Origin of the sequence: Lysinibacillus sp. Y5S-8, assembly GCF_036894365.1 — a bacterium.
Taxonomy (GTDB): Bacteria; Bacillota; Bacilli; order Bacillales_A; family Planococcaceae; genus Lysinibacillus; species Lysinibacillus fusiformis_D.
In genome coordinates, this window is sequence record NZ_CP145889.1 from 3,610,210 (window position 1) to 3,635,390 (window position 25,181).

General features: G+C 42.8%; 18 protein-coding genes, 40 tRNA genes and 3 rRNA genes. 7 read left to right on the forward strand and 54 right to left on the reverse strand.

The annotated features are described in order from the left end of the window. Nucleotides 1-70: 70 nt before the first annotated feature. The 6 genes from V6670_RS17460 to V6670_RS17485 form a co-directional block, all read right to left on the reverse strand. Nucleotides 71-1,495, reverse strand: a complete 1,425-nt coding sequence (locus tag V6670_RS17460) for an o-succinylbenzoate--CoA ligase (protein WP_141905363.1) — start codon at nucleotides 1,493-1,495, stop codon at nucleotides 71-73. A 214-nt stretch (nucleotides 1,496-1,709) separates the two neighbouring features. Further along, nucleotides 1,710-1,838 (reverse strand): hypothetical protein, encoded by a 129-nt coding sequence (locus tag V6670_RS17465; protein WP_338651782.1) that lies wholly within the window; start codon nucleotides 1,836-1,838, stop codon nucleotides 1,710-1,712. A gap of 70 nt (nucleotides 1,839-1,908) precedes the next feature. Next, on the reverse strand, nucleotides 1,909-2,727 hold the full coding sequence (gene menB / locus V6670_RS17470; protein WP_036123154.1) for a 1,4-dihydroxy-2-naphthoyl-CoA synthase: 819 nt from the start codon (nucleotides 2,725-2,727) through the stop codon (nucleotides 1,909-1,911). 63 nt (nucleotides 2,728-2,790) lie between these two features. Beyond that, a complete protein-coding gene (gene menH, locus V6670_RS17475) occupies nucleotides 2,791-3,600 on the reverse strand; it encodes a 2-succinyl-6-hydroxy-2,4-cyclohexadiene-1-carboxylate synthase (protein ID WP_089934524.1) in 810 nt (269 codons plus the stop codon). Next, on the reverse strand, nucleotides 3,597-5,312 hold the full coding sequence (gene menD, locus V6670_RS17480; protein ID WP_141905365.1) for a 2-succinyl-5-enolpyruvyl-6-hydroxy-3-cyclohexene-1-carboxylic-acid synthase: 1,716 nt from the start codon (nucleotides 5,310-5,312) through the stop codon (nucleotides 3,597-3,599). The genes menH and menD overlap by 4 nt, the downstream gene beginning before the upstream one ends. Further along, on the reverse strand, nucleotides 5,305-6,690 hold the full coding sequence (locus tag V6670_RS17485; RefSeq protein ID WP_058845031.1) for an isochorismate synthase: 1,386 nt from the start codon (nucleotides 6,688-6,690) through the stop codon (nucleotides 5,305-5,307). The genes menD and V6670_RS17485 overlap by 8 nt, the downstream gene beginning before the upstream one ends. A gap of 247 nt (nucleotides 6,691-6,937) precedes the next feature. Between V6670_RS17485 and V6670_RS17490 the strand changes: the two genes are divergently transcribed. After that, nucleotides 6,938-7,858, forward strand: coding sequence for a 1,4-dihydroxy-2-naphthoate polyprenyltransferase (locus V6670_RS17490; RefSeq protein WP_036123142.1), 921 nt, complete (start codon nucleotides 6,938-6,940; stop codon nucleotides 7,856-7,858). A 13-nt stretch (nucleotides 7,859-7,871) separates the two neighbouring features. On the opposite strand, the gene V6670_RS17495 is transcribed toward V6670_RS17490, so the two are convergent. From V6670_RS17495 to V6670_RS17505, 3 genes are all read right to left on the reverse strand, one after another. Further along, nucleotides 7,872-8,798, reverse strand: a complete 927-nt coding sequence (locus tag V6670_RS17495; RefSeq protein ID WP_338651783.1) for a dipeptidase — start codon at nucleotides 8,796-8,798, stop codon at nucleotides 7,872-7,874. Nucleotides 8,799-8,845: 47 nt separating this feature from the next. Then, the gene (locus tag V6670_RS17500; RefSeq protein ID WP_141905367.1) at nucleotides 8,846-9,295 is read right to left on the reverse strand and encodes a TraR/DksA C4-type zinc finger protein; all 450 of its coding nucleotides are present in this window, start codon (nucleotides 9,293-9,295) and stop codon (nucleotides 8,846-8,848) included. Between the two features lie 75 nt (nucleotides 9,296-9,370). Then, nucleotides 9,371-10,132 carry a MerR family transcriptional regulator gene (locus tag V6670_RS17505; protein ID WP_141905368.1) on the reverse strand — a complete coding sequence of 254 codons (762 nt, stop codon included), beginning with the start codon at nucleotides 10,130-10,132 and terminating at the stop codon, nucleotides 9,371-9,373. A gap of 257 nt (nucleotides 10,133-10,389) precedes the next feature. Between V6670_RS17505 and V6670_RS17510 the strand changes: the two genes are divergently transcribed. Together V6670_RS17510 and V6670_RS17515 are read left to right on the forward strand one after the other, a co-directional pair. Next, entirely contained in the window at nucleotides 10,390-10,542 is a 153-nt protein-coding gene (locus tag V6670_RS17510; protein WP_338651784.1) for a hypothetical protein, read from the forward strand. 181 nt (nucleotides 10,543-10,723) lie between these two features. Further along, entirely contained in the window at nucleotides 10,724-10,855 is a 132-nt protein-coding gene (locus V6670_RS17515; protein WP_338651785.1) for a hypothetical protein, read from the forward strand. Between the two features lie 127 nt (nucleotides 10,856-10,982). On the opposite strand, the gene V6670_RS17520 is transcribed toward V6670_RS17515, so the two are convergent. From V6670_RS17520 to V6670_RS17630, 23 genes are all read right to left on the reverse strand, one after another. Then, complete coding sequence (locus tag V6670_RS17520) at nucleotides 10,983-12,185, reverse strand: diaminopropionate ammonia-lyase (RefSeq protein ID WP_141905369.1); 1,203 nt, start codon at nucleotides 12,183-12,185, stop codon at nucleotides 10,983-10,985. Between the two features lie 260 nt (nucleotides 12,186-12,445). Then, a tRNA-Glu gene (locus V6670_RS17525) sits at nucleotides 12,446-12,517 on the reverse strand. A 2-nt stretch (nucleotides 12,518-12,519) separates the two neighbouring features. Then, nucleotides 12,520-12,610: transfer RNA gene (locus V6670_RS17530), tRNA-Ser, on the reverse strand. A 9-nt stretch (nucleotides 12,611-12,619) separates the two neighbouring features. Further along, nucleotides 12,620-12,696: transfer RNA gene (locus tag V6670_RS17535), tRNA-Asn, on the reverse strand. Nucleotides 12,697-12,703: 7 nt separating this feature from the next. Next, a tRNA-Ile gene (locus tag V6670_RS17540) sits at nucleotides 12,704-12,777 on the reverse strand. Nucleotide 12,778: 1 nt separating this feature from the next. Next, nucleotides 12,779-12,852, reverse strand: a tRNA-Gly gene (locus V6670_RS17545). Nucleotides 12,853-12,857: 5 nt separating this feature from the next. Then, nucleotides 12,858-12,933: transfer RNA gene (locus V6670_RS17550), tRNA-Phe, on the reverse strand. A 57-nt stretch (nucleotides 12,934-12,990) separates the two neighbouring features. Then, a tRNA-Asp gene (locus tag V6670_RS17555) sits at nucleotides 12,991-13,066 on the reverse strand. A gap of 3 nt (nucleotides 13,067-13,069) precedes the next feature. Continuing rightward, nucleotides 13,070-13,144 (reverse strand) — tRNA-Met (locus V6670_RS17560). A 53-nt stretch (nucleotides 13,145-13,197) separates the two neighbouring features. Then, nucleotides 13,198-13,290: transfer RNA gene (locus V6670_RS17565), tRNA-Ser, on the reverse strand. Between the two features lie 15 nt (nucleotides 13,291-13,305). After that, a tRNA-Ile gene (locus V6670_RS17570) sits at nucleotides 13,306-13,382 on the reverse strand. Between the two features lie 7 nt (nucleotides 13,383-13,389). After that, nucleotides 13,390-13,463, reverse strand: a tRNA-Met gene (locus V6670_RS17575). Nucleotides 13,464-13,490: 27 nt separating this feature from the next. Next, nucleotides 13,491-13,566: transfer RNA gene (locus V6670_RS17580), tRNA-Ala, on the reverse strand. 16 nt (nucleotides 13,567-13,582) lie between these two features. Beyond that, nucleotides 13,583-13,659 (reverse strand) — tRNA-Pro (locus V6670_RS17585). 8 nt (nucleotides 13,660-13,667) lie between these two features. Beyond that, nucleotides 13,668-13,744: transfer RNA gene (locus tag V6670_RS17590), tRNA-Arg, on the reverse strand. An 8-nt stretch (nucleotides 13,745-13,752) separates the two neighbouring features. After that, nucleotides 13,753-13,841, reverse strand: a tRNA-Leu gene (locus V6670_RS17595). A 5-nt stretch (nucleotides 13,842-13,846) separates the two neighbouring features. Continuing rightward, nucleotides 13,847-13,921, reverse strand: a tRNA-Gly gene (locus tag V6670_RS17600). A gap of 35 nt (nucleotides 13,922-13,956) precedes the next feature. Beyond that, nucleotides 13,957-14,041: transfer RNA gene (locus tag V6670_RS17605), tRNA-Leu, on the reverse strand. A 16-nt stretch (nucleotides 14,042-14,057) separates the two neighbouring features. Then, nucleotides 14,058-14,133: transfer RNA gene (locus V6670_RS17610), tRNA-Lys, on the reverse strand. A gap of 7 nt (nucleotides 14,134-14,140) precedes the next feature. Further along, nucleotides 14,141-14,216, reverse strand: a tRNA-Thr gene (locus V6670_RS17615). 3 nt (nucleotides 14,217-14,219) lie between these two features. Beyond that, nucleotides 14,220-14,295: transfer RNA gene (locus V6670_RS17620), tRNA-Val, on the reverse strand. A gap of 10 nt (nucleotides 14,296-14,305) precedes the next feature. Continuing rightward, a 5S ribosomal RNA gene (gene rrf / locus V6670_RS17625) occupies nucleotides 14,306-14,421 on the reverse strand. Between the two features lie 319 nt (nucleotides 14,422-14,740). Beyond that, on the reverse strand, nucleotides 14,741-15,811 hold the full coding sequence (locus V6670_RS17630) for a cysteine desulfurase family protein (protein ID WP_141905952.1): 1,071 nt from the start codon (nucleotides 15,809-15,811) through the stop codon (nucleotides 14,741-14,743). Between the two features lie 100 nt (nucleotides 15,812-15,911). On the opposite strand from V6670_RS17630, the gene nadB reads away from it, so the two are divergent. The 4 genes from nadB to V6670_RS17650 all read left to right on the forward strand — a co-directional run bounded on the left by nadB (nucleotide 15,912) and on the right by V6670_RS17650 (nucleotide 20,019). Beyond that, entirely contained in the window at nucleotides 15,912-17,498 is a 1,587-nt protein-coding gene (gene nadB, locus V6670_RS17635; protein WP_141905948.1) for an L-aspartate oxidase, read from the forward strand. Next, on the forward strand, nucleotides 17,455-18,315 hold the full coding sequence (gene nadC, locus V6670_RS17640) for a carboxylating nicotinate-nucleotide diphosphorylase (protein WP_141905949.1): 861 nt from the start codon (nucleotides 17,455-17,457) through the stop codon (nucleotides 18,313-18,315). Before nadB ends, nadC begins: the two co-directional genes overlap by 44 nt. Beyond that, nucleotides 18,302-19,405 (forward strand): quinolinate synthase NadA, encoded by a 1,104-nt coding sequence (gene nadA / locus V6670_RS17645; RefSeq protein ID WP_141905950.1) that lies wholly within the window; start codon nucleotides 18,302-18,304, stop codon nucleotides 19,403-19,405. The genes nadC and nadA overlap by 14 nt, the downstream gene beginning before the upstream one ends. Before the next feature lie 197 nt (nucleotides 19,406-19,602). Further along, nucleotides 19,603-20,019 (forward strand): VOC family protein, encoded by a 417-nt coding sequence (locus V6670_RS17650; RefSeq protein ID WP_141905951.1) that lies wholly within the window; start codon nucleotides 19,603-19,605, stop codon nucleotides 20,017-20,019. A 60-nt stretch (nucleotides 20,020-20,079) separates the two neighbouring features. Here the strand turns inward: V6670_RS17650 and V6670_RS17655 are convergent. The 22 genes from V6670_RS17655 to V6670_RS17760 all read right to left on the reverse strand — a co-directional run bounded on the left by V6670_RS17655 (nucleotide 20,080) and on the right by V6670_RS17760 (nucleotide 25,150). After that, a tRNA-Glu gene (locus V6670_RS17655) sits at nucleotides 20,080-20,151 on the reverse strand. 2 nt (nucleotides 20,152-20,153) lie between these two features. Then, a tRNA-Ser gene (locus V6670_RS17660) sits at nucleotides 20,154-20,244 on the reverse strand. Between the two features lie 9 nt (nucleotides 20,245-20,253). Beyond that, nucleotides 20,254-20,330: transfer RNA gene (locus V6670_RS17665), tRNA-Asn, on the reverse strand. A gap of 7 nt (nucleotides 20,331-20,337) precedes the next feature. After that, nucleotides 20,338-20,411: transfer RNA gene (locus tag V6670_RS17670), tRNA-Ile, on the reverse strand. 1 nt (nucleotide 20,412) lies between these two features. After that, nucleotides 20,413-20,486, reverse strand: a tRNA-Gly gene (locus tag V6670_RS17675). A 5-nt stretch (nucleotides 20,487-20,491) separates the two neighbouring features. After that, nucleotides 20,492-20,567, reverse strand: a tRNA-Phe gene (locus V6670_RS17680). 57 nt (nucleotides 20,568-20,624) lie between these two features. Further along, nucleotides 20,625-20,700, reverse strand: a tRNA-Asp gene (locus tag V6670_RS17685). Nucleotides 20,701-20,703: 3 nt separating this feature from the next. Continuing rightward, nucleotides 20,704-20,778: transfer RNA gene (locus V6670_RS17690), tRNA-Met, on the reverse strand. Nucleotides 20,779-20,831: 53 nt separating this feature from the next. Next, nucleotides 20,832-20,924: transfer RNA gene (locus V6670_RS17695), tRNA-Ser, on the reverse strand. Nucleotides 20,925-20,939: 15 nt separating this feature from the next. Then, nucleotides 20,940-21,016: transfer RNA gene (locus V6670_RS17700), tRNA-Ile, on the reverse strand. A gap of 7 nt (nucleotides 21,017-21,023) precedes the next feature. Next, nucleotides 21,024-21,097, reverse strand: a tRNA-Met gene (locus V6670_RS17705). A 27-nt stretch (nucleotides 21,098-21,124) separates the two neighbouring features. Next, nucleotides 21,125-21,200, reverse strand: a tRNA-Ala gene (locus tag V6670_RS17710). 16 nt (nucleotides 21,201-21,216) lie between these two features. Further along, a tRNA-Pro gene (locus V6670_RS17715) sits at nucleotides 21,217-21,293 on the reverse strand. 8 nt (nucleotides 21,294-21,301) lie between these two features. Further along, nucleotides 21,302-21,378 (reverse strand) — tRNA-Arg (locus V6670_RS17720). 8 nt (nucleotides 21,379-21,386) lie between these two features. Further along, nucleotides 21,387-21,475 (reverse strand) — tRNA-Leu (locus V6670_RS17725). Nucleotides 21,476-21,480: 5 nt separating this feature from the next. After that, a tRNA-Gly gene (locus V6670_RS17730) sits at nucleotides 21,481-21,555 on the reverse strand. A 35-nt stretch (nucleotides 21,556-21,590) separates the two neighbouring features. Beyond that, nucleotides 21,591-21,675: transfer RNA gene (locus V6670_RS17735), tRNA-Leu, on the reverse strand. Nucleotides 21,676-21,691: 16 nt separating this feature from the next. Next, nucleotides 21,692-21,767: transfer RNA gene (locus V6670_RS17740), tRNA-Lys, on the reverse strand. Between the two features lie 7 nt (nucleotides 21,768-21,774). Continuing rightward, nucleotides 21,775-21,850, reverse strand: a tRNA-Thr gene (locus tag V6670_RS17745). A gap of 3 nt (nucleotides 21,851-21,853) precedes the next feature. Next, nucleotides 21,854-21,929, reverse strand: a tRNA-Val gene (locus tag V6670_RS17750). Nucleotides 21,930-21,939: 10 nt separating this feature from the next. Next, nucleotides 21,940-22,055 (reverse strand): 5S ribosomal RNA (rrf, locus tag V6670_RS17755). Nucleotides 22,056-22,223: 168 nt separating this feature from the next. Continuing rightward, nucleotides 22,224-25,150, reverse strand: a 23S ribosomal RNA gene (locus V6670_RS17760). Between the last annotated feature and the right edge of the window lie 31 nt (nucleotides 25,151-25,181).

The following is a 25,181-nucleotide window of genomic DNA, read 5'->3' on the forward strand; positions in this document are numbered from 1 at the left end:
ATTAATTTCATGCTAAAAGTGCGAATAAAAAAGAAGCCTTCATTTTAAGAAGACTTCTTTCACAAGTTTTTTATTGTAATAATTTCCGTCTCAGCAATTTATCCGCACCATTTCGCGGAAGACTGTCTGTAATAATAATTTCTTTAGGTACTTTATATTTAGCAAGTTTCTGTAAACAAAAGGCTTGGAGCTGCTCAACAGATGCTTGCTCATGTAACACGATAAAGGCAATCGGAACCTGTCCCCATTGCTCATCTGCCACACCACATACCCCCGCTTCTTTGACAGTAGGATGTGTGAGTAACACATTTTCTATTTCTGCAGGATAAATATTTTCTCCCCCTGAAATAATTAAATCTGCTCTACGATCAATGACGAATAAATAACCTTCCTTATCCATATAACCAATATCACCCGTATGCAGCCAGCCATCCATCGTTGCATCTTTTTGTGCAAAACGTCCAATATACCCAGGAGTTACATGAGGCCCTCGAATACAAATTTCTCCCTCACCTTTCGCATTGGGCTGCGCAATCTTTATTTGATTAAAAAATAAAGGCTTGCCAGCAGAACCAATTTTTCGCATGCCATCTTCACTTGCCAATGTAGCCGTTTGTGAGGAAGTTTCTGTCATGCCATAGGTTTGCGCGACAGCTAAGTTTAACGCATGTGCTCTCACTAAATAATCCACGGGCACAGGCCCACCTCCAGCTAACATCAACTTAAAGTGCGGCGAAGCTTTCGCATTATGCTGCTCTAACGTATGTAGAATCCGTTCCAATGTCACTGCTACAACAGACATATGAGTTACTTCCCCAACTATAATATGTTGTGAGATAGCCTCTACATCAAATTGATCGTATAAAACAACCTGATTGCCATACAGCAGTGAACGTACTAATATTGAAAATCCACTAATATGGAATAATGGTACAGCACATAACCAAACATCCTGAGCCTGTAGTCCAATGTTTAAAACAGAGGCAGTCGCACTCGCCTGATGATTCCCAACCGTTTGGCGAACTCCCTTTGGAAAGCCAGTTGTACCCGATGTATACATGATCGTTGTAGTTTGATGTAAAGGCCACTCCTTTTCAATATCTACGGTGCGCTCAACCCCCTCTTCAATCGTTGAAAATAAATGATGACCTGTTTCAGATGGCAACTTTTCTATATCCTCATCTGCAATTAACACGCACACCGCTCCTGAATCCTCTAGCTGATAAGCCAGTTCATCCTGTGATAGTCTACGATTAAGCATCACCATCTCACATTGTAAATGCATACAAGCATACATCACGATAACTAGTTCAGGCTTACTTGGCCCCATAATCGCAATTCGGTCTCCCCGTTGAATACCGAGTGCCACTAATTGTCGGGCACGTTTTATAGATAAATCCTGTAGTTCCTGAAAAGTCCAGCTTTGTTTTTTATAAGCCAATGCCTTCCGTAATGGTGTTAAATAGGCTCGTTGTAAAATCCAATTTGGATACATCTTTGTCACTCCAATCACCCTACATCTTAACGCTTTCCCATCAACTTTGTCTATTAGTCGATGGTCTTTCTCGCCCTTTTGTATGTCTATCTGTTCCGCTAATCGCTCTATCCTTCACATTTTAAGTTTTATCCACCATTTTGAGCGTTCTATCCATCTCTCTTTTTCAAAGTACTACTCTATCCCTCACACCTTGCGTTTTATCCAACACTTTTTACGTTTTATCAACCTCTTTTTGCATTCTATCCACTATTTTAAGCGTTCTATCCATCTCTTTTATTATAAGTACTACTCTATCCCTCACATTTTGAGTTCTATCCGCAACTTCGAGCATTCTATCCACCACACTCCTCCTGCATGCATACAAAAAGCTCGTATCTCCAAAAAGATACGAGCTTTACATCCTTTCATCATCAAGGGAATCTTGGGAATTGACCAAAGTCTGGTTGACGTTTTTCTTTGAATGCGTCGCGACCTTCTTTTGCTTCATCTGTAGTGTAGTAAAGAAGTGTAGCGTCACCAGCCATTTGTTGAAGACCTGCTAAGCCGTCAGTATCTGCATTCATCGCTGCTTTTAAGAAGCGTAGTGCAGTTGGTGACATTTGTAGCATTTCTTCACACCATTGAACGGTTTCATCTTCTAATTGCTCATAAGGAACAACTGTATTGACTAAGCCCATATCAAGTGCTTGTTGTGCATCGTATTGACGGCAAAGGTACCAAATTTCACGTGCCTTTTTATGACCAATAATACGAGCAAGATAGCCTGAGCCGTAACCAGCATCAAATGAACCTACTTTTGGTCCAGTTTGTCCAAAACGGGCATTGTCAGCAGCAATTGTTAAGTCACAGACAACATGTAAAACATGTCCTCCACCAATTGCATAGCCTGCAACCATTGCCACTACAGGTTTTGGAATTACACGAATTAAACGTTGTAAATCAAGAACGTTTAGACGTGGGATTTCATCATCTCCTACGTAGCCACCATGACCGCGAACTTTTTGATCTCCGCCTGAGCAGAAAGCATGTTCACCTTCACCAGTTAAAATAATCACACCGATATTTTTGTCATCGCGTGCACGTGAGAATGCGTCAATCATTTCCATTACCGTTTTCGGGCGGAATGCATTACGCACTTCTGGACGGTTAATCGTAATTTTTGCGATACCGTTATAAAACTCATACTTAATGTCTTCATAAGTATGTAATGTAGTCCATTGACGTGTCATTAAATTGCCTCCTATATCAATAAATTCGTCTCGTTACTAGCGAGGCGCTAACGTAACAGTATATTACGTTAAATACTCCTCTACTATTGTAGCAAACTCAGCGGGATTTTCCACATGAATTGCATGTCCAGCGTCATTTACTGTAAGATGGCTAACAGTATTTAATAGCGCTTTCATTTCTAGTGCAATTTTACAAAATTTCTCATCCAATGAACCAGTAATGAGTAGTACAGGTATTTCCACTTGCGCTAGGCTCTCCCAATTTGAAGGCTGAACACCTGTTCCAATACCTCTCAGGCTGCCAGCCAGTCCCTCTTCTTTCTGAGAAAGTCTTTCTGCTCGAATGGTTTCTCGTACGCTTCTCGGAAGACGATGCTGTGTTGCAAAAAGAGGTATGTTCTCCCAAGCATGGACAAATGATTGTAACCCATTTGCCATTATTTTTTGTGCCAGTACTTCATCTCGCTCACAGCGTTCCTTTCGTTCTTCTGCTGTTCGTAAACCTGGAGAAGCACTTTCTAAGATAAGCTGTTGAATATGACCTGGGTGTGCAATAGCATACGATAAAGCAATTCTTCCTCCCATTGAGTAGCCTAACAACGTAAATTTCTCTAGATGAAGCTGGCAAAATAATTCTTCTAAATCTTGTAATTGTTCCTCCATGGAGAAACGCTGTATATCCTCTGGAATAGCTGTCTGACCATGACCAATTAAATCAATGGCAATAACACGAACATTAGGTAGAGCTTGCGCTAGATCGTGCCATGTAGCCGTGCTGCCTGTAAATCCATGTAACGCAACAAGTGTGTGTTCACTGTTGTCATTCCATATTTCAATATGCGTTTCAAGTCCTCGAATCATGCATTTTGTCATGCTTTTAGCTCCGCATTAATTCGATTCCATAGCGCTCGATGAGCATTAACATTCTCGGTTCTATCGGTAAATATTTCAACCAAACGTAAAGGATGATGTTGCTTTGTTGAAAATTTCTCTGAAAGCTCGGAGATTGTTTCCACACGCACATAGTCCATCTCATACATATGGGCAATGTCACGGAATTCAAGTGCAGTCGGTGTGCCAAATAAATCTTCATAATGATCTTCGACAGTTGACTGTGGTAAATAAGAAAAAATACCGCCACCATCATTATTCATGACAAGAATGGTTAAGTTACACTTCTGATATCTGGAGGCAATCAATCCATTTACATCATGTAAAAAGGCTAAATCCCCAATCAGCAAATAGGTTGCTCGTTTATTTCCTTGACTGAAGCCCATCGCGGTTGATACTACGCCATCGATTCCATTCGTGCCTCGATTGGCAAAAATACGCAAATCTTTCGGTGTGGCCAATAAAAATGTATCGATATCACGCACTGGCATACTGCTACTAACGAAGATATCACTACCGTCAGGAATCATTTTAAGTAAACGGCTAACTATAGCGCCTTCATCTTTCTCTACTTCTGAATACTGCTCAATAGAAATGGATGCCAGCTCATTCGCATTTTGCCATTTGGTTAAGTATGTTTCTTCAAGGGCTGTATCATTGATAGCTAATTGTGTCAGCCACTGACCGATAGTAGCATGAATAAAATGCGTAGATACGCCCGTAGCATCTCTAAACATAGGATCTTCATCAATAATCACATAAGCGTTTGGCTGTGATTTTGTGATGAATTGCATAATAAATTTTGAGACAGGTTGGGCCCCAATACGTAATACTGTATCTGGTTGAACAAGTGCTTTAAAATCCTCGCTTTTCATAATGGCATCATAGGTTGTTACGATATATGGTAAACAATCCTCTGGTACAGATGCACGCATATTCGATAAGCTTTCAACAAGGACTGGCCACTTGAGCTGACGGACAAATTCCCAAACGATGGATAAGTCCGTGCCAAGCGCTAATTCCCCAATTATAATAAAGCCTCTTTTAGTCAATTGTAGTATAGAGGAAAGCTCCTGCTGATTAGCCAACGTTGGGGTTAGTTGTCCCATACTGCTATGTTTGAATGTTACTGTTGGCAGTTCATGCTGTAAATCAATTAATAACGGTTCGCGGAAAGGTACATTAATATGTACTGGTCCAAATGGTGCACTTGTGGCAATCGCTACCGCACGAGCGAGGTGACGCTCAATCAAAGGTAATGTCGGATCAGCCCCATCTGCTAACGGAAAATCTACACTCCATTTCACATGTGAACCATATAAATTAAGCTGATTGATAGCCTGTGGTGCACCTACCTCACGTAATTCATGAGGGCGATCTGCCGTTAAGACAATCAATGGAACTCGTGCATAGCTTGCTTCTACAATCGCAGGAAAATAGTTTGCTGCTGCTGTACCAGATGTACATAAGAGGACAACAGGCTTAGCAGTAGCCTTAGCCAGGCCTAACGCAAAAAATGCAGCTGAGCGTTCATCTACTTGACGATACATGTTTACTTCTTTCGTTGAAGCAACTGCATAGGCAAGAGGAGTGGAACGTGAGCCTGGACTGACGACAACATTTTCTACACCGGCTTGTACTAATGATGCAACCATTTTATAAACATAATCTGTTAATCTTTTTCGTTCACTCATGTAATCGTCCCCCTAGCGCACGAAGCATTGGACGGAATTTCACTAATGTTTCTTCATATTCAGATTGTGGTTCTGAATCTGCTACGATCCCTCCACCTGCATATAAATAAGCTTTATCACTTAGTAACGCAGCTGAACGTATCGCAACTGCAAATTCACCATTACCTTCAGCATCTAGCCAGCCAATTGGCGCGGCATACAGACCACGATTCATCGGCTCATACTTACGAATGGCTGCCAATGCTTCTTTGCGTGGTACACCACCTAAAGCTGGTGTAGGATGTAATGATTTTGTTAATTGTAAAATTGTAGCATTTTGATTTAACTGACCTTCTACAGGTGTATATAGATGTTGAATATCACGAATTTTTAATAGGCGTGGTCTATCTGGCACTGTCATGTCCACGCAATTTTTACGGAAAGTATCCACAATCATATCGACAACATATTGATGTTCACCACTATTTTTCGGATCATTTAATAAACTTTGTCCATAAGTCTCATCTTCCTCTGCCGTCTTGCCTCGTTTAATCGAGCCAGCAATGCAAGAAGAAAACGCACGACCCTCTTCTACTTTGACAAGGCGTTCAGGTGATGCACCAAAAAACAATAAATCTTTATGCTCTAAACCGAATAAATAGCTTTCTGGCTGCTCATGAATAATTTGAGAGAGTACTTGTGGTGCAGATACATCCTCTTTAAATTGCAATGCAAGTGAGCGTGCAATAACTACTTTATCCGCTTTTTTCTGTTTGATTAATGCTGTCACTTGGTCAATCGAGGCTAAATAAGGTTCCTTATAGGGTTCGAAATAATTTGTGATATCAGGTTTTGTATACGTTTTCACTTCTTTAACCTGGGCTGCATGAATTAAATGATCTCGCTCTTTTCTCAATACTTCTAGCTGATCTTCAGCCTGATGATTTTGTGTCAACAGATGAATACTCACGTATGCTTTATCATCACGAATCACAAGTTGAAATGTTGCTAATGCAAAATAAGCCTCAGGAAAATCCGTCCATTCTCCATCAACATTATTTTGCGGATCAAATGTAAAACCACCAAACAAAATAGGCTGTAACTCACTTTGTCCTTTTGGACAGTTTTTCGTTAAGTTTTTCCATTCTGCTTCCACAGCATCGAAACGTTCATGTTGAGCATTGTTTTGAATAGTATGAGCATGTCCTAGCCCAACTAATGTCATTGTTTTTTCTCTATTTTGCCAATAAAATCGTTCACCTTTATAACACTCTTCGCCTGCTGCATAGAACGCCAGTGCAGATAAGCGACTTACTTCAATTGTTTCCATATAAAAATGAAGGCTTTGGCCCAAAGAGTCCACTTCTACCTCTGTGGATTGGTACCACTTCTGTTGCATGAAAATTACCTCCGTTGCTGCAATGTTCATAATCAATGATGATTAAAATACATCATTTTTTTGGTTGGCAACACTGTTATTCGTACTGTTGCTAATCATTCTTATTTATTTTCAGTTCATAAATGCATGTTCTATTGTATCATTTTTTTTCATTAAACAGTATGTAATAAGCTGTGAACCTACCCATTTTCTCATTCTTCGTTTAAAATAAGGAGAGTCGACAACATTTGAAGGAGAGAAAGACCTTATGACCAAAGTCATTGAAGCTGATAGGGGTTTGAAAGTTTGGTGGCATTTAACACGTCCACATACTTTAACCGCTTCATTTGTTCCCGTATTTCTTGGGACAGCAATTGCTCTAGCAATTGAAAAAGAAACAATTGATTTTGGACTATTTTTTGCTATGCTCATTGCAAGTATGCTTATTCAAGCAGCAACGAATATGTTCAATGAATATTATGATTACAAATTAGGATTAGATAACGAGCATTCTGTCGGAATTGGCGGAACGATTGTCCGTCATGGTGTACAGCCGAAAACAATTATGTTGATTGCGTTAAGCTTCTATGCCATTGCTATGCTTCTTGGCATTTACATATGTGCCTCAACATCTTGGTGGTTAGCAGCTGTAGGGCTTGTTTGTATGCTTATTGGTTTCTTATATACAGGTGGACCTTATCCAATCGCCTATTCCCCATTTGGAGAAATTGTTTCTGGGGCAGTAATGGGCATGGGCATTGTGTTAATCGCCTTCTATATTCAAACGCTTACAGTGACACTCGATGCTGTATTGCTGTCTGTGCCAAGCATGATTTTAGTCGGTGCTATTATGTTATCGAACAATATCCGTGATATTGTTGGCGATACAGAAGGTGGACGAAAAACATTGGCTATTTTAGTAGGACGCGATAATGCGATTTCTGTGTTATCTGGCTTTTTTATCGTCTCGTATTTATGGGTAATCGCCCTTGTAGCAGTTGATGGCATTACTTTTTGGGCATTAATTATTTTCCTAAGTATTCCAAAACCATTACGTGCTATTCAAATTTTCCGAGACAAAAAAGAAGCCAAAGAAGTAATGCCTGCGATGAAATATACAGCACAAACGAATACATTCTTCGGCTTCCTATTAGGAATCGGTTTATTAATTTATTATTTCTTTTATTAAAAATGTGGCAGCCTTAACGGGTTGCTGCTTTTTTTATATAACGTCTGAAATTTTGACTTGCGATACCATGCACTTCTTCGGCTGAAAAACGTGAGCGTAGTGCCTCTACTAAATTTTGTGCTTCTCCTGCATGCGCTAAGCCTTTGACAGTCCTATCAATCCCATCGAAATCTGAACCTAATCCTATGTGCTCGACACCTACTAATTTTGCTAAATGCTCCACATGATCCACTAAATGTTCTAGTGTTGCATCTTTACCAATGAAGGGTGGGAAGTAAACTACATGGATATGTCCCCCATGTTCTACAAGCGCCTTTGCTTGGGCATCCGTTAAATTACGTGGGTGGTCACATAGTGCACGTGCATTACTATGACTTGCAAGAATATGCTTCGCTAAAGGCAACACGTCCCAAAAGCTTTGTTCATTCAGATGAGAGACATCAATAATAAGATCTCGCTCATTTAGTAATTGTATAACTTCTTGACCAAACGGCTTCAATCCTAGACTTGCATCCTGTTCAGCTCCATGTGCAACAGCATTTTCTTCATTCCATGTTAAGCCCACTAATTTTACACCAGCATCTAGTACGGCTGTCAGTTTTGTTAAATCATCACCAATGGCATTGCAGCCCTCTAAGCTTAAAATAGCTCCTATCTCATGTGGAGCTATTCGGTCTAACTGCGCCCAATCTGTTATATGCACCATGCCCTCTGTTTGTAAAACATGGGTATGAAATGCTTCAATTTGGCGCATGACCTCAAGAAATTGCAGATTTTGTGGGATTTCTGGGTCAATAAAGATGGCGAATACTTGAGCCTCTATTTGCCCTAATTGCAGTCTTTTTTGATTGGTATGAAGACGCTCATCCTCTGCAAAATTTGCCGTTTCAAGAGTTGTTAATTTTAAAAGCGCATCACAATGTAAATCAATAATCTTCATATCCTCACCTCTACAGCTATTATACTGCTTTCACGAGGAAAAACTGACTAAATTTTATCTTGCGGTGTATCGGAAGAGCCAAATTCCTCAAGTTCAATAAAATCATCAGATCTTGGTGTTGAAGATAGTACATCTTCTTCCACTGGTCGTAAATTTTCTTCTTTCTGTTCTGCATGCTCCACACATGTCAGAGCTTGTGGCATAGCCTCTAAACGTCCTAATGGAATGTCTTCACCACAGACCACACATTTACCATATGTTCCGTCTGCCATTGCTTGAAGAGCTTTTTTAATTTCCTCCGCATTGTCGCCAAGATGCTCATCCATAGCCATTTCTGTTAGCTGATCCGTTAAATCACTCGCATTATCAGCAGGATGATTATCATAATTAGATAGCTCTGTCGCTTGGGGACGCTCTGATTCCTCTAATCGTTGTTCAATTTCTTGCAATTCTTGCTCTAGTTGTCTTTTTAATTGTTGCATTACTTGTTGATCCAAAAAAATCTCCTCCTCATGCCTTCATTTTTTCCTAATTTACGATTTCTAAAACATGTCAGCATAAGGAAGACCTATTTATTTACTCGTGTAAGCTATAATTGCATCATGTAAAAATTGTGCAGTTCCCATTGTACCTCGCTCATCATAATAAGCCGTAAATCGTTCGTCAGCTATATACATTTGTGCAAGTCCTGCATGGGCCTCTTGAGAATATTCATTCCATGTATAGCTTAGCCAGCGTTTATGCAATTCTGCCACTTCCATCGCAATGTCACTTGTAGGATTCCCAAGCTCCATAGCCTCTGCTAACCGCTCAAACATTTGCTGTTCTAGCTCTTGCATCGCCTGATATTGTTGCTCTGTCATATTCATAAGCTTAGCATTCGAAGCATCCACTGTGCCTTCTCCATATTTCGCACGAATTTCTTGTCCGTATTGCTTTTCATTATCTTCGATTAACCTTTCTTTAAAACCTTTAAATTTTTCTTCATTGGACATCGGTTGTTCCCCCTCAATGGATTGTATTGTTTTTTCTACCGTCTGTAAGATTGTTACAAGCTGTTCCTGGCGTTGAAGCAAAGCTGCTCTATGTGTTTTTAGCGCCTCTGCATGTTGAAAATTTGGCGCCTTAATAATCGCTTGAATCGTCGCAAGTTTCATATCTAATGCACGATAAAATAAAATCTGCTGTAGCATATCGACCTCCAATTGGCCATAGAATCGATACCCTGCCTCATTTGTTCTGGCTGGCTTCAGCAACCCAATTTCATCATAATAACGCAATGTTCTCGTGCTAACACCCGACAATTGAGCAAGCTCCTGAATGGAATATTCCATGTGCTCACCTCCTCTAATGCTACTGTAAACTTTGACGCAACGTTAAGGTCAAGACAAAATAAAAAATATTAATCGAACTATAATCATCCTTTCAGAATATATAATTCCATAAAAATCTATAATCCGAGTTTTTATAAGCCGATATGAATAATAAATAATTCACAGGAACGTGATAGGATGAAGTGTCCAAATTGTCACCATGAGAATCATACAAGACAAGTACTAACTACTTTACCTTCTCCATCCCTCTTTACAGTATGCTTGACCAATTTGAAGGATGGATTGCTAAGCCACTTTCAGCAAATGAAGTTCATGCTGTTGCGAATGTTTATGAAAACAGTCAACTATCTATTATTGAAACAGAATCCATTAACGAAGCAGACGCTATACTAGCTGGTCAATTCGTGTAAGCATTCCGTCTGTATTATGAGATGGCACTCAATGAGGGTGATTTTTATTGGATTGCTGATATGCTTACACCTAGCAGTTCAGCTTATCAAGAATTAGAGAAATATAGTAATGAAATTGCATATTACTTCTATTTAAAACAACGGGGTATTAGATGTACAATTTTCAAATGGTCAATACTATGTGGATATGAACGAAACGGGTGATTTTTATGATGCACAAGAAAATTATCAATTCTATGATTGCTATAAGACCTATACTGTTACAATAGATGATTATGGTGCTTTTAATATTGCCCATATTACTATTCACTAATAAGGTCTTTTACAATCGTAAAATAAGCAAGGAAAAAATAAACTATCGCGAGATACTCTTATTTCGCAATAGTTCGTTTCTTCTGCATTGTTTTGGTAGTTTAAAAATGATCCAGCTATCTTACTGTTCATTGATTCGCATATTTCCCATGCCACACTATGTGATGATAATTCTTTTTATCTGTGTCACCCTCTGTATTAATAAACAACACCCTCGCATGTTCGTCTAGCTGTAGGTCGAGTATTAAATCTTTGTAGTGTTCATTAGTCATTAATTCATAAAAGCAACCAAACGGAGCCGCTCCTGATTCTCCTGCTATAATACGTGAGTCTGAAGCCAATGGATTTGCAAGAACGCGCATTCCTGTTGCTGCTATTTCTTCTTCACAGGAGATGCTTATTTTTATATGGGCTTTTAAGAGTCGCCAAGCCTGTGGATTAGGTTCACCGCAAGCAAGGCCCGCCATTATGGTTTTCATCTCTCCACCAACAGTTACATATTGCTCAGTACCTGCCTTAAAGCTCTCATAATAACAATTAGCAACATGTGGCTCAACTAACACAAATGTAATATCCTGCTCATAATATTGTTGTAAAAAAGCTACTACTGCCCCTGCAAATGACCCAACACCAGCTTGTAAAAATACATGTGTCGGAGCTTGCTGCATCTGTTCAACGATTTCATGTACAAGTGTTGTGTAGCCTTGCATAATCCATAATGGTATTTCTTCGTAGCCATCCCACATCGTATCCTGAATCAGGACCCAGCCATTTTCTTGTGCTAGCTGCGAGGTATAACGCACGGTTTCATCATAATTCATTGTCGTTATTTCAGCATAGGCTCCTTCTTTTTTAATATGCTGTAAACGTTCATCGGCACTGCCAGCTGGCATATATATTCGCGCTTGATACCCCAGTTCACGAGCCGCCCATGCCACACCACGACCATGGTTACCATCTGTTGTTGAAATAAAGGTTAAATTACCTATCTGCGCTTTTACTTCTGATGATTTTAATTGTTCAAACGATAGTTCCTCTATATTTTTCTGGAGTCTATTGGCAACATACTGCGCAATTGCATAAACTCCGCCTAATACTTTAAATGCGTTTAAGCCAAATCGATAGGATTCGTCTTTTACCAAGATTTTTTCTATACCCATCCATGAAGCAAGTGAATCAAGATGATGGAGAGGTGTCTTTTCAAATTGCTCATATGTACGTAGAAATTGCCCCACTTTCTTTACTTGTTCCAATGTAAAATATGGCAGTAAAGCTGTTCCGTCATTTGCTTTATCCAGCTGATTGTGCACCCACTTTAATTTTTCATTCATTCCTATCCCTCCTTTATCATTAGCTTAGTCCATCTAGCTTCAAAATACAAAATTATACAATACAGAACTTACATTTGTCTAAGTTCCTTGTTATGCGTTTATGATCCCCTACGGAAAAGGGAGAAAAATTTCTTAACTTCCTATATAATTAACAAGCCTTCACAGATTCGATGTTCTGTGAAGGCTTCATTTTTATAGTAACTATGTTATCAAATCAATTAAAAAGTGCAGTAGATGTAATTCATCTACTGCACTTAGTATGACCCGTACGGGATTCGAACCCGTGTTACCGCCGTGAAAGGGCGGTGTCTTAACCACTTGACCAACGGGCCAATGGCGGAGAAGGAGGGATTTGAACCCTCGCGCCGGTTACCCGACCTACACCCTTAGCAGGGGCGCCTCTTCAGCCTCTTGAGTACTTCCCCACATAAAAATGGCTCCGAAGGCAGGACTCGAACCTGCGACAACCTGATTAACAGTCAGGTGCTACTACCAACTGAGCTACTTCGGAATAATGATGGGCCTAAATGGACTCGAACCATCGACCTCACGCTTATCAGGCGTGCGCTCTAACCAGCTGAGCTATAGGCCCTTGGAGCGGGTGATGGGAATCGAACCCACGACATCAGCTTGGAAGGCTGAGGTTTTACCATTAAACTACACCCGCATAAATGGTGGGTCAGGACGGAATCGAACCGCCGACACTTAGAGCTTCAATCTAATGCTCTACCAACTGAGCTACTGACCCATTTCGTCCATGCTAAGCTTATTTTCTTTTGCTTATCATATCTTCTTATGAAAATAATGGCGGTCCCGACCGGGATCGAACCGGCGATCTCCTGCGTGACAGGCAGGCATGTTAACCGCTACACCACGGGACCATTTGGTTGCGGGGGCCGGATTTGAACCAACGACCTTCGGGTTATGAGCCCGACGAGCTACCACTGCTCCACCCCGCGATAATTTTATACTGTTTCGAGTTTTTAAAGCACCATTTATAAAGATTTAAAACTGGAGGAGGTAGAGGGATTCGAACCCCCGCGCGGTGTTACCCGCCTGTCGGTTTTCAAGACCGATCCCTTCAGCCAGACTTGGGTATACCTCCGTTGCATTATATAAATGGTGGACCTTGCAGGACTCGAACCTGCGACCGGACGGTTATGAGCCGTCTGCTCTAACCAACTGAGCTAAAGGTCCTTTAAGATGGCGGCAGAGGGGATCGAACCCCCGACCTTACGGGTATGAACCGTACGCTCTAGCCAGCTGAGCTACGCCGCCAGGATCTTTATACTGGTTAATTTATTATGGTGGAGCCTAGCGGGATCGAACCGCTGACCTCCTGCGTGCAAGGCAGGCGCTCTCCCAGCTGAGCTAAGGCCCCATAATTTCTTTGGAAATGGTCGGGAAGACAGGATTCGAACCTGCGACCCCTTGGTCCCAAACCAAGTGCTCTACCAAGCTGAGCTACTTCCCGTTCTTTTTTGGCGCGCCCGACAGGAGTCGAACCCATAACCTTCTGATCCGTAGTCAGACGCTCTATCCAATTGAGCTACGGGCGCATTAAAAATGGTGCCGAGGACCGGAATCGAACCGGTACGGTAGTCACCTACCGCAGGATTTTAAGTCCTGTGCGTCTGCCAGTTCCGCCACCCCGGCACATTTGGAGCGGAAGACGAGGTTCGAACTCGCGACCCCCACCTTGGCAAGGTGGTGTTCTACCACTGAACTACTTCCGCATGTGCATAAGTTTTTTTATCTGGCAATGAAATAATGGTGCGGGTGAAGGGAGTCGAACCCCCACGCCTTGCGGCGCTAGATCCTAAGTCTAGTGCGTCTGCCAATTCCGCCACACCCGCTTATTATTATTAAAAATGGTGAGCCATGAAGGACTCGAACCTTCGACCCTCTGATTAAAAGTCAGATGCTCTACCAACTGAGCTAATGGCTCTAAAAAATGGTGCCGGCTATAGGAATCGAACCCACGACCTACTGATTACAAGTCAGTTGCTCTACCTGCTGAGCTAAACCGGCATATGGTGGAGGATGACGGGCTCGAACCGCCGACCCTCTGCTTGTAAGGCAGATGCTCTCCCAGCTGAGCTAATCCTCCTGGGTACTATGCCTAGCGACGTCCTACTCTCACAGGGGGAAGCCCCCAACTACCATCGGCGCTAAAGAGCTTAACTTCCGTGTTCGGTATGGGAACGGGTGTGACCTCTTTGCCATCATCACTAGACTTGCACTTGATTGTGCTGGCTTCTGCGTTCTTAGCAGAAGTTTCTTTATGTATCTTGTTTTGAAGTTGTTTACCTGTCCTTCAAGACAAGAATTATTGTATAACGTTTTCTCACATTGTGCAATACTTTTTTATAAAAAAAAGAAATTATTACTTTTTGAAGTTATTTTTGCTAAGTAAGAGAAAATATTGCCCTGCAAAATATTATAACAATTGTTGTTTCAAAAGAAAACAATTATTTTATTTCACCTATTTTCTTAGCTTATAATCTATTTCTAAACAAGGAAAGGGTATAGAAAACCCTTCACTTGTTGTTTCATTAAATAGTTAAAAGCTCTTGTTTCAATCTTAGAATTTCTTCAAATGTTGTGGAAGCTCCAAAAGATAGTCTAAAAAATTGGCGTGCTGCTTCCAAAGAGTAACCCATTGATAAAATAGCTTTCGTTCCAGATTCACTATGAATATCACATGCACTACCCGTCGAAATACAGATTCCTGCCTCATTTAACTTTAAAAGAACATATTGCCCCTCTATTTTATCCATCATTACGCCACAAATATTAGGCAATTGTTGGTTACATTCTATTAATTGGCATGTTTCAGGCAAATTGTTCTTCAAAAATCTTCTTAAAGTCTCATAATGTTGTCTTTCATATTGATAGTTTTCAATTGCTGCCGCAAAGGCTACAATTGCTGGTGTATCTAATGTGCCTCCTCTTAAACCCCTCTCATGAGTTACACCCGGTGTTAAGGCAGGTACTCGGAGCGCAGGATTCAGATAGACAGCACCACACCCCTTTGGCCCACCTATTTTATGAGCTGAGATTGTAATGGCATCTACTCCACTTGGTATAGCGAGCTTCCCAAATGATTGTACACAGTCAATATGACTGAAAACATCAGATTTTTTAGCCATCTCTATTATTTTCTCTACAGGCTGAATAGCGCCAATTTCAGAATTGACATGTTGAATTGTAATCAAAGCCGTATCTTTGCGGATTGCTTGCTGTAATTGTTCAAGGTCAATCCATCCATCCATCTGTAAAGGCAATTTTGTCACTATAAAACCCATTTTCTCAAGCGTATTCAACGCTGCATGCACAGACGTATGCTCAGCTTGAGATGAAATAATGTGTTTTCCTTTTTTAGAGGCCAGCGCTAATGACAAGATAGCCAGGATATTTCCTTCTGTCCCGCTCCCTGTAAAAATAATACCGTCACTATTTACGCCTAAAGCAGTGGCTACAACCTCTCTTGATTGCTGGACAAAATAATAGGCTTGTCCTCCTAAATCATGAAGACTTGCACTATTTCCATAATAACGCTGTGCTACCTCTACATAAGCTGCAAGAGCCTCCTTCGTCATCGGTGATGTCGCAGCATAATCCATATAAATCATTGTCTTCTCCCTCTCTAGTTCATCAAGTCTTGTTTTCTTTTTTATTTTATGTAAAGATAAGTGTCAAGACAACTGTAAAGAGGGTATAACTATGGATGTAAAGACAGATGTCCTTATAATCGGCAGTGGAATTGCTGCACTTCAAGCTGCTTTACTGCTCGAAGAACATTTTCAAGTACAAATTGTTACAAAATCATCTCTTTATATGAGTAGTTCTTATCGTGCACAAGGTGGCATCGCTGCTGTTACAAGTGAGAAAGATCATATTGAACACCACATTGCTGATACATTGAAAGCTGGAGAATATCATCACGAGAAAAAACATGTTACTACACTCATAGAAGATGGCACTAAAATCATGCAGAAATATTTAAAGACTGGTCTCCCTATCGATCGTCATGTTGATGGAAAACCGGCTCTAGGACTCGAAGGGGCACATAGTCATCATCGTATTCTACATGCAGGTGGTGATCGTACTGGTCAAATTTTCATAGATTACTTACTTCATAAACTTTCACCTAAAACAAAGGTGAATTGCTATGAAATGGCTTATGAGCTTTTACGGAATACAGATGGTGGCTGCATAGGCGCACTTACCAAAGGACAAAAAGGCATTACACGCTATTTGGCCCATCATGTCATTTTAGCGACAGGTGGTGCAGGTGCACTCTATTCAAGCACATCTAATTATCCAACCAATACAGGTGACGGCATCGCGTTAGCATTTCGCGCAGGTGCTGCCATCAGTGATATGGAATTTATGCAGTTCCACCCTAGTCTGCTTTGGTGTGAAAATGAGGCGAAGGGATTAGTTTCCGAAGCTGTTCGAGGTGCTGGTGGCATCTTTGTCGATGCACAGCGTCAGCCCATTATGACAGGCTTACATGCCCAACTTGACTTAGCACCAAGACATATTACGGCACTTGCACTTTTTAAAAAACGTGCTGCTGGTGAGGAGACGTTTATTGATATTACTAACATTCAAAATTTTGAAGTGAAATTCCCAACAATTGCTCAGCTTTGCTATGACAATCAAGTTTATTTACAAGATGGCTTAATTCCTGTAGCTCCAGGAAGTCATTTCTTAATGGGGGGCGTTATTGCTGATGACAAAGGAAGAACCACTATACCTAATCTATATGCAGTGGGGGAAGTTGCCTGTACAGGTGTCCATGGTGCGAACCGTTTAGCAAGTAACTCCCTATTGGAAGGTATTACGTTTGGGCAAAGAATGGCTCAGTTCATCATTCAACATGGTTGCCATCAAAAAAATTTCACACATAACCACCATCAATGTGCTGAAATAATGCCATCTTTATTTAGCAAACAGCAGTTACAGCAATACATGATGCAGTTTTTAGGCATCGTGCGAAACGTTAATGACTTGCAGCATTTTATTCAGCAATTACCCTCCTTACAATCACTTCTTTATACGAATCTAAAGGGTCTAGAACAAGCTGAATTGGAACTATTTATGATGCATGTTGTCGCAACATTAATGGCACATGCTGCAATTACACGAACGGAAACGCGTGGTGCTCACATTCGTACGGATAAATTAGAAATGGACGTACACTGGGCAAGTCGTTGGATTATTTTTTCGCAAGGCCAAATGAAAGTGAGGAACTCATTGTATGAATATCATCAAACTCGAGGAAATGCTCAAGCAATTTTTTAATGAGGATTTAGGTGATGGGGATTTATCGAGTGAATATATCTTTTCAGCTGAACAGCAGGGATCTTTTTCTTTTTACGCTAAAGAAAATGGGGTTTTCTGCGGGGCGCTCATTATTGAGTATGGCTTTCACTTACTCGATCGATCAATAAAAATCCAACTTCTAAAAAAAGATGGAGAGACAGTAAAGACCGGTGATGTGCTTGCTGTGGTAAAGGGACCCTTACAAAAATTATTAATAGGTGAGCGCGTTATATTAAATCTTATTCAGCGTATGTCCGCTATTGCGACAGCGACCCATCATGCCGTTCGAGAAACATCTGGTACGCATGCGAAAATATGTGATACGCGTAAGACCATGCCTGGATTGCGTATGTTGGATAAATATGCTGTTAGAATCGGTGGTGGCTTTAATCATCGTAATGGCCTGTATGATGCCATCATGCTAAAGGATAACCACATTGCCTTTGCTGGTAGCATTACAAAAGCTGTTCAGGCTGCTAGAGCAAAAGTCGGTCATACTGTAAAAATCGAAGTGGAAATTGAAACAAAGGACCAGCTAGAAGAAGCCATCATTGCTGGAGCAGATATTATTATGTTTGATAACCGTAGTCCAGAAGAAATACGAGCATGGCTTCCCACTGTCCCTTCTTCTATTGTGACAGAGGCATCAGGAGGCATCACACTTGAAAATTTAAAGGCCTATGCACAATCAGGTGTTCAGTTTATTTCACTTGGTTCATTAACGCATTCCGTTAAAGCCTTTGACATTAGTGCACTCGTTCAAATGAAAGGAGATCATTCCCTTGTCCATAACTAGTTTATTACAACAAACGACACTACTTCCAGAGCATTACCGGGCATTATCCGTAAAGGAAATGGAATCTCGTATTTTATCAATAAAGCAAAAATTAGGACCTAAACTATTTATACCAGGACATCATTATCAAAAAGATGAAGTCATTCAATTTGCTGATGCAACTGGTGATTCCCTACAGTTAGCTCAATTATCTGCCGCTAACAAGGAAGCTGAACATATTGTATTTTGCGGCGTGCATTTTATGGCGGAAACTGCTGATATGCTGACAACGAAGCAGCAACATGTCTATTTACCAGATATGCGTGCAGGTTGTTCAATGGCTGATATGGCTGATATTTATCAAACAGAACAAGCATGGCCGATTCTTCAGCAACTCTTTGGTGATACAATTATCCCGCTAACTTATGTCAATTCGACTGCTGCCATTAAAGCCTTTACGGGAAGACATGGTGGTGCCTGTGTCACTTCATCGAATGCTAAAGAGCTTGTTCAATGGGCATTTACACAAAAACAGCGTATTTTCTTTTTACCTGACCAACATTTAGGAAGAAACACTGCCTATGATTTAGGTATTCCACTTAAAAATATGGCTGTTTGGAATCCCCATAAGAATATGCTTGAAACAAATGAGCCGCTTGAGAACATTCAGGTTATTCTATGGAAAGGTCATTGCTCTGTACATGAAGGATTTACGGTTCACCATACGGAGGTCGTTCGCAAAGAACATCCAACTATGCAAATTATTGTTCACCCTGAATGCAGTCGTGAAGTTGTAGCAGCTGCCGATGATGCAGGTTCCACAAAATACATCATTGAGACAATCAATCGTGCACCAAGCGGATCGGCATGGGCTATTGGAACAGAAATGAACCTTGTCAATCGCATAATGAAGCAGCATCCAGATAAACATATTATCTCTTTAAATGAAAATTTTTGTCCTTGCTTAACAATGAATCGCATTGACCTTCCCCATCTGTTATGGAGCTTAGAAAGCATTGAGCAGGGGCAACCACATAACCGTATCCAAGTAGATGAATATACTACAGCTGAAGCACTTAGCTCTCTCAAAAGAATGCTAGCACGAGGATAATTAGGTTGCTTTAAAAGCAGAGATGTTGTAAAAAAACGTCTCTGCTTTTTATGTTCATATAACATCTATTTTGAATAGCTTAAACAACTGCCATTTTCAAATGCATCATCATCGATCCAATCAAAGAATAACCATCTATTGCTGAAATTGACATGGCTTTATGCTCTATGCTACTGTCGATTTGGAGGTGAAAATAAATGGCTTTTCAATCGAAAAATATTTTTATCAATTTACCAGTGAAAGATCTAAACAAATCCATCAACTTCTTTAAGGAACTAGGTTTTGAGTTCAATCAACAATTTAGCGATGAGACTACAGCCTCAATGATTATTAGTGAAAATATCTTTGCATTAATGATGGTGGAAGAACGATTCAAAGGGTTTAGTAAGAAGGAAATTACAAATACTGCTACGTCTGCAGAAGCAATTTTATGTCTATCTGCTGAAAATCGAGAGCAAGTAGATCAATTAGTAAATAAGGCACTGGCCTCCGGTGGTAAATCTTATAGTGAACCCCAAGACCATGGGTTTATGTATGGCTGGGGATTTCAGGATGTAGATGGGCATATCTGGGAAGTAGTTTATATGGATGAAAATGCATTGAATCAAGAGTAATATTTATATCTATGAATATGAAAAAACAGTAGATGCATGTGCATCTACTGTTTTTTAGTATGACCCGTACGGGATTCGAACCCGTGTTACCGCCGTGAAAGGGCGGTGTCTTAACCACTTGACCAACGGGCCAATGGCGGAGAAGGAGGGATTTGAACCCTCGCGCCGGTTACCCGACCTACACCCTTAGCAGGGGCGCCTCTTCAGCCTCTTGAGTACTTCCCCACATAAAAATGGCTCCGAAGGCAGGACTCGAACCTGCGACAACCTGATTAACAGTCAGGTGCTACTACCAACTGAGCTACTTCGGAATAATGATGGGCCTAAATGGACTCGAACCATCGACCTCACGCTTATCAGGCGTGCGCTCTAACCAGCTGAGCTATAGGCCCTTGGAGCGGGTGATGGGAATCGAACCCACGACATCAGCTTGGAAGGCTGAGGTTTTACCATTAAACTACACCCGCATAAATGGTGGGTCAGGACGGAATCGAACCGCCGACACTTAGAGCTTCAATCTAATGCTCTACCAACTGAGCTACTGACCCATTTCGTCCATGCTAAGCTTATTTTCTTTTGCTTATCATATCTTCTTATGAAAATAATGGCGGTCCCGACCGGGATCGAACCGGCGATCTCCTGCGTGACAGGCAGGCATGTTAACCGCTACACCACGGGACCATTTGGTTGCGGGGGCCGGATTTGAACCAACGACCTTCGGGTTATGAGCCCGACGAGCTACCACTGCTCCACCCCGCGATAATTTTATACTGTTTCGAGTTTTTAAAGCACCATTTATAAAGATTTAAAACTGGAGGAGGTAGAGGGATTCGAACCCCCGCGCGGTGTTACCCGCCTGTCGGTTTTCAAGACCGATCCCTTCAGCCAGACTTGGGTATACCTCCGTTGCATTATATAAATGGTGGACCTTGCAGGACTCGAACCTGCGACCGGACGGTTATGAGCCGTCTGCTCTAACCAACTGAGCTAAAGGTCCTTTAAGATGGCGGCAGAGGGGATCGAACCCCCGACCTTACGGGTATGAACCGTACGCTCTAGCCAGCTGAGCTACGCCGCCAGGATCTTTATACTGGTTAATTTATTATGGTGGAGCCTAGCGGGATCGAACCGCTGACCTCCTGCGTGCAAGGCAGGCGCTCTCCCAGCTGAGCTAAGGCCCCATAATTTCTTTGGAAATGGTCGGGAAGACAGGATTCGAACCTGCGACCCCTTGGTCCCAAACCAAGTGCTCTACCAAGCTGAGCTACTTCCCGTTCTTTTTTGGCGCGCCCGACAGGAGTCGAACCCATAACCTTCTGATCCGTAGTCAGACGCTCTATCCAATTGAGCTACGGGCGCATTAAAAATGGTGCCGAGGACCGGAATCGAACCGGTACGGTAGTCACCTACCGCAGGATTTTAAGTCCTGTGCGTCTGCCAGTTCCGCCACCCCGGCACATTTGGAGCGGAAGACGAGGTTCGAACTCGCGACCCCCACCTTGGCAAGGTGGTGTTCTACCACTGAACTACTTCCGCATGTGCATAAGTTTTTTTATCTGGCAATGAAATAATGGTGCGGGTGAAGGGAGTCGAACCCCCACGCCTTGCGGCGCTAGATCCTAAGTCTAGTGCGTCTGCCAATTCCGCCACACCCGCTTATTATTATTAAAAATGGTGAGCCATGAAGGACTCGAACCTTCGACCCTCTGATTAAAAGTCAGATGCTCTACCAACTGAGCTAATGGCTCTAAAAAATGGTGCCGGCTATAGGAATCGAACCCACGACCTACTGATTACAAGTCAGTTGCTCTACCTGCTGAGCTAAACCGGCATATGGTGGAGGATGACGGGCTCGAACCGCCGACCCTCTGCTTGTAAGGCAGATGCTCTCCCAGCTGAGCTAATCCTCCTGGGTACTATGCCTAGCGACGTCCTACTCTCACAGGGGGAAGCCCCCAACTACCATCGGCGCTAAAGAGCTTAACTTCCGTGTTCGGTATGGGAACGGGTGTGACCTCTTTGCCATCATCACTAGACTTGCACATGGATGTGCTGGCTTCTGCGTTGCAACATGGATGTTGCGTTCTTAGCAGAAGTTCCTTTAATATCAGCTTCAAATAAATAGTGTCGTGAAGCTCTTTTTTTATTGAAAGTTTTGTTCTTTCAAAACTGGATAAACGGTTCATTGAATGGTTCAAACATTTTTGGTTAAGTCCTCGATCGATTAGTATTCGTCAGCTCCATGTGTCACCACACTTCCACCTCGAACCTATCTACCTCATCGTCTTTGAGGGATCTTACTTACTTGCGTAATGGGAAATCTCATCTTGAGGGGGGCTTCATGCTTAGATGCTTTCAGCACTTATCCCGTCCACACATAGCTACCCAGCGATGCCTTTGGCAAGACAACTGGTACACCAGCGGTGTGTCCATCCCGGTCCTCTCGTACTAAGGACAGCTCCTCTCAAATTTCCTACGCCCACGACGGATAGGGACCGAACTGTCTCACGACGTTCTGAACCCAGCTCGCGTACCGCTTTAATGGGCGAACAGCCCAACCCTTGGGACCGACTACAGCCCCAGGATGCGATGAGCCGACATCGAGGTGCCAAACCTCCCCGTCGATGTGGACTCTTGGGGGAGATAAGCCTGTTATCCCCGGGGTAGCTTTTATCCGTTGAGCGATGGCCCTTCCATGCGGAACCACCGGATCACTAAGCCCGTCTTTCGACCCTGCTCGACTTGTAGGTCTCGCAGTCAAGCTCCCTTGTGCCTTTACACTCTACGAATGATTTCCAACCATTCTGAGGGAACCTTTGGGCGCCTCCGTTACCTTTTAGGAGGCGACCGCCCCAGTCAAACTGTCCGCCTGACACTGTCTCCTGCCCCGCTAAGGGGCATGGGTTAGAATTTCAATACAACCAGGGTAGTATCCCACCGACGCCTCCTTCGAAGCTGGCGCTCCGAGATCTCTGGCTCCTACCTATCCTGTACAAGTTGTACCAAAATTCAATATCAGGCTACAGTAAAGCTCCACGGGGTCTTTCCGTCCTGTCGCGGGTAACCTGCATCTTCACAGGTACTATAATTTCACCGAGTCTCTCGTTGAGACAGTGCCCAGATCGTTACGCCTTTCGTGCGGGTCGGAACTTACCCGACAAGGAATTTCGCTACCTTAGGACCGTTATAGTTACGGCCGCCGTTTACTGGGGCTTCAATTCGCAGCTTCGCTTGCGCTAACCACTCCTCTTAACCTTCCAGCACCGGGCAGGCGTCAGCCCCTATACGTCACCTTACGGTTTTGCAGAGACCTGTGTTTTTGCTAAACAGTCGCCTGGGCCTATTCACTGCGGCTCTCATGCGCTTGCACGCTCAAGAGCACCCCTTCTCCCGAAGTTACGGGGTCATTTTGCCGAGTTCCTTAACGAGAGTTCTCTCGCACACCTTAGGATTCTCTCCTCGACTACCTGTGTCGGTTTGCGGTACGGGCACCTCTCACCTGATAGAGGCTTTTCTTGGCAGTGTGAAATCAGGAACTTCGTCCATACGGACTCGCCATCACAGCTCAACGTTACAGTGTGCGGATTTGCCTACACACACGCCTTACTGCTTGGACGCGCATAACCAACAGCGCGCTTACCCTATCCTACTGCGTCCCCCCATTTCTCAAACGGTGAGGAGGTGGTACAGGAATATCAACCTGTTGTCCATCGCCTACGCCTATCGGCCTCGGCTTAGGTCCCGACTAACCCTGAGCGGACGAGCCTTCCTCAGGAAACCTTAGTCATACGGTGGACGGGATTCTCACCCGTCTTTCGCTACTCATACCGGCATTCTCACTTCTAAGCGCTCCACCAGTCCTTCCGGTCTGACTTCAACGCACTTAGAACGCTCTCCTACCACTGACATCGTAGATGTCAATCCACAGCTTCGGTGAATCGTTTAGCCCCGATACATTTTCGGCGCAGCGTCACTCGACCAGTGAGCTATTACGCACTCTTTAAATGATGGCTGCTTCTAAGCCAACATCCTGGTTGTCTGTGCAACGCCACATCCTTTTCCACTTAACGATTACTTTGGGACCTTAGCTGGTGGTCTGGGCTGTTTCCCTTTTGACTACGGATCTTATCACTCGCAGTCTGACTCCCGTGTATAAATATCTGGCATTCGGAGTTTGTCTGAATTCGGTAAACCGGGATGGCCCCCTAGTCCAAACAGTGCTCTACCTCCAGTATTCTCATCACGAGGCTAGCCCTAAAGCTATTTCGGAGAGAACCAGCTATCTCCAAGTTCGATTGGAATTTCTCCGCTACCCACACCTCATCCCCGCACTTTTCAACGTGCGTGGGTTCGGGCCTCCAGTAAGTGTTACCTTACCTTCACCCTGGACATGGGTAGATCACCTGGTTTCGGGTCTACGACCACGTACTATTTCGCCCTATTCAGACTCGCTTTCGCTGCGGCTCCGCCTTCTAAAGCTTAACCTCGCACGTAATCGTAACTCGCCGGTTCATTCTACAAAAGGCACGCTATCACCCATTAACGGGCTCTAACTACTTGTAGGCACACGGTTTCAGGATCTCTTTCACTCCCCTTCCGGGGTGCTTTTCACCTTTCCCTCACGGTACTGGTTCACTATCGGTCACTAGGTAGTATTTAGCCTTGGGAGATGGTCCTCCCGGATTCCGACGGAATTTCACGTGTTCCGCCGTACTCAGGATCCACTCAGGAGAGAACAAACTTTCGACTACAGGGCTTTTACCTGCTCTGGCGGACCTTTCCAAGTCGCTTCATCTAACTCGTTCTTTTGTAACTCCGTATTGAGTGTCCTACAACCCCAAGAGGCAAGCCTCTTGGTTTGGGCTCTTCCCGTTTCGCTCGCCGCTACTCAGGGAATCGATTTTTCTTTCTCTTCCTCCAGGTACTTAGATGTTTCAGTTCCCTGGGTCTGCCTTCAAGACGCTATGTATTCACGTCAAGATACTACGCGATTAAACGTAGTGGGTTCCCCCATTCGGAAATCTCCGGATCAAAGCTCACTTACAGCTCCCCGAAGCATATCGGTGTTAGTGCCGTCCTTCTTCGGCTCCTAGTGCCAAGGCATTCGCCGTGCGCCCTTAATAACTTAACCTATCAGCTTTCAATACACATCGCATTTCGTT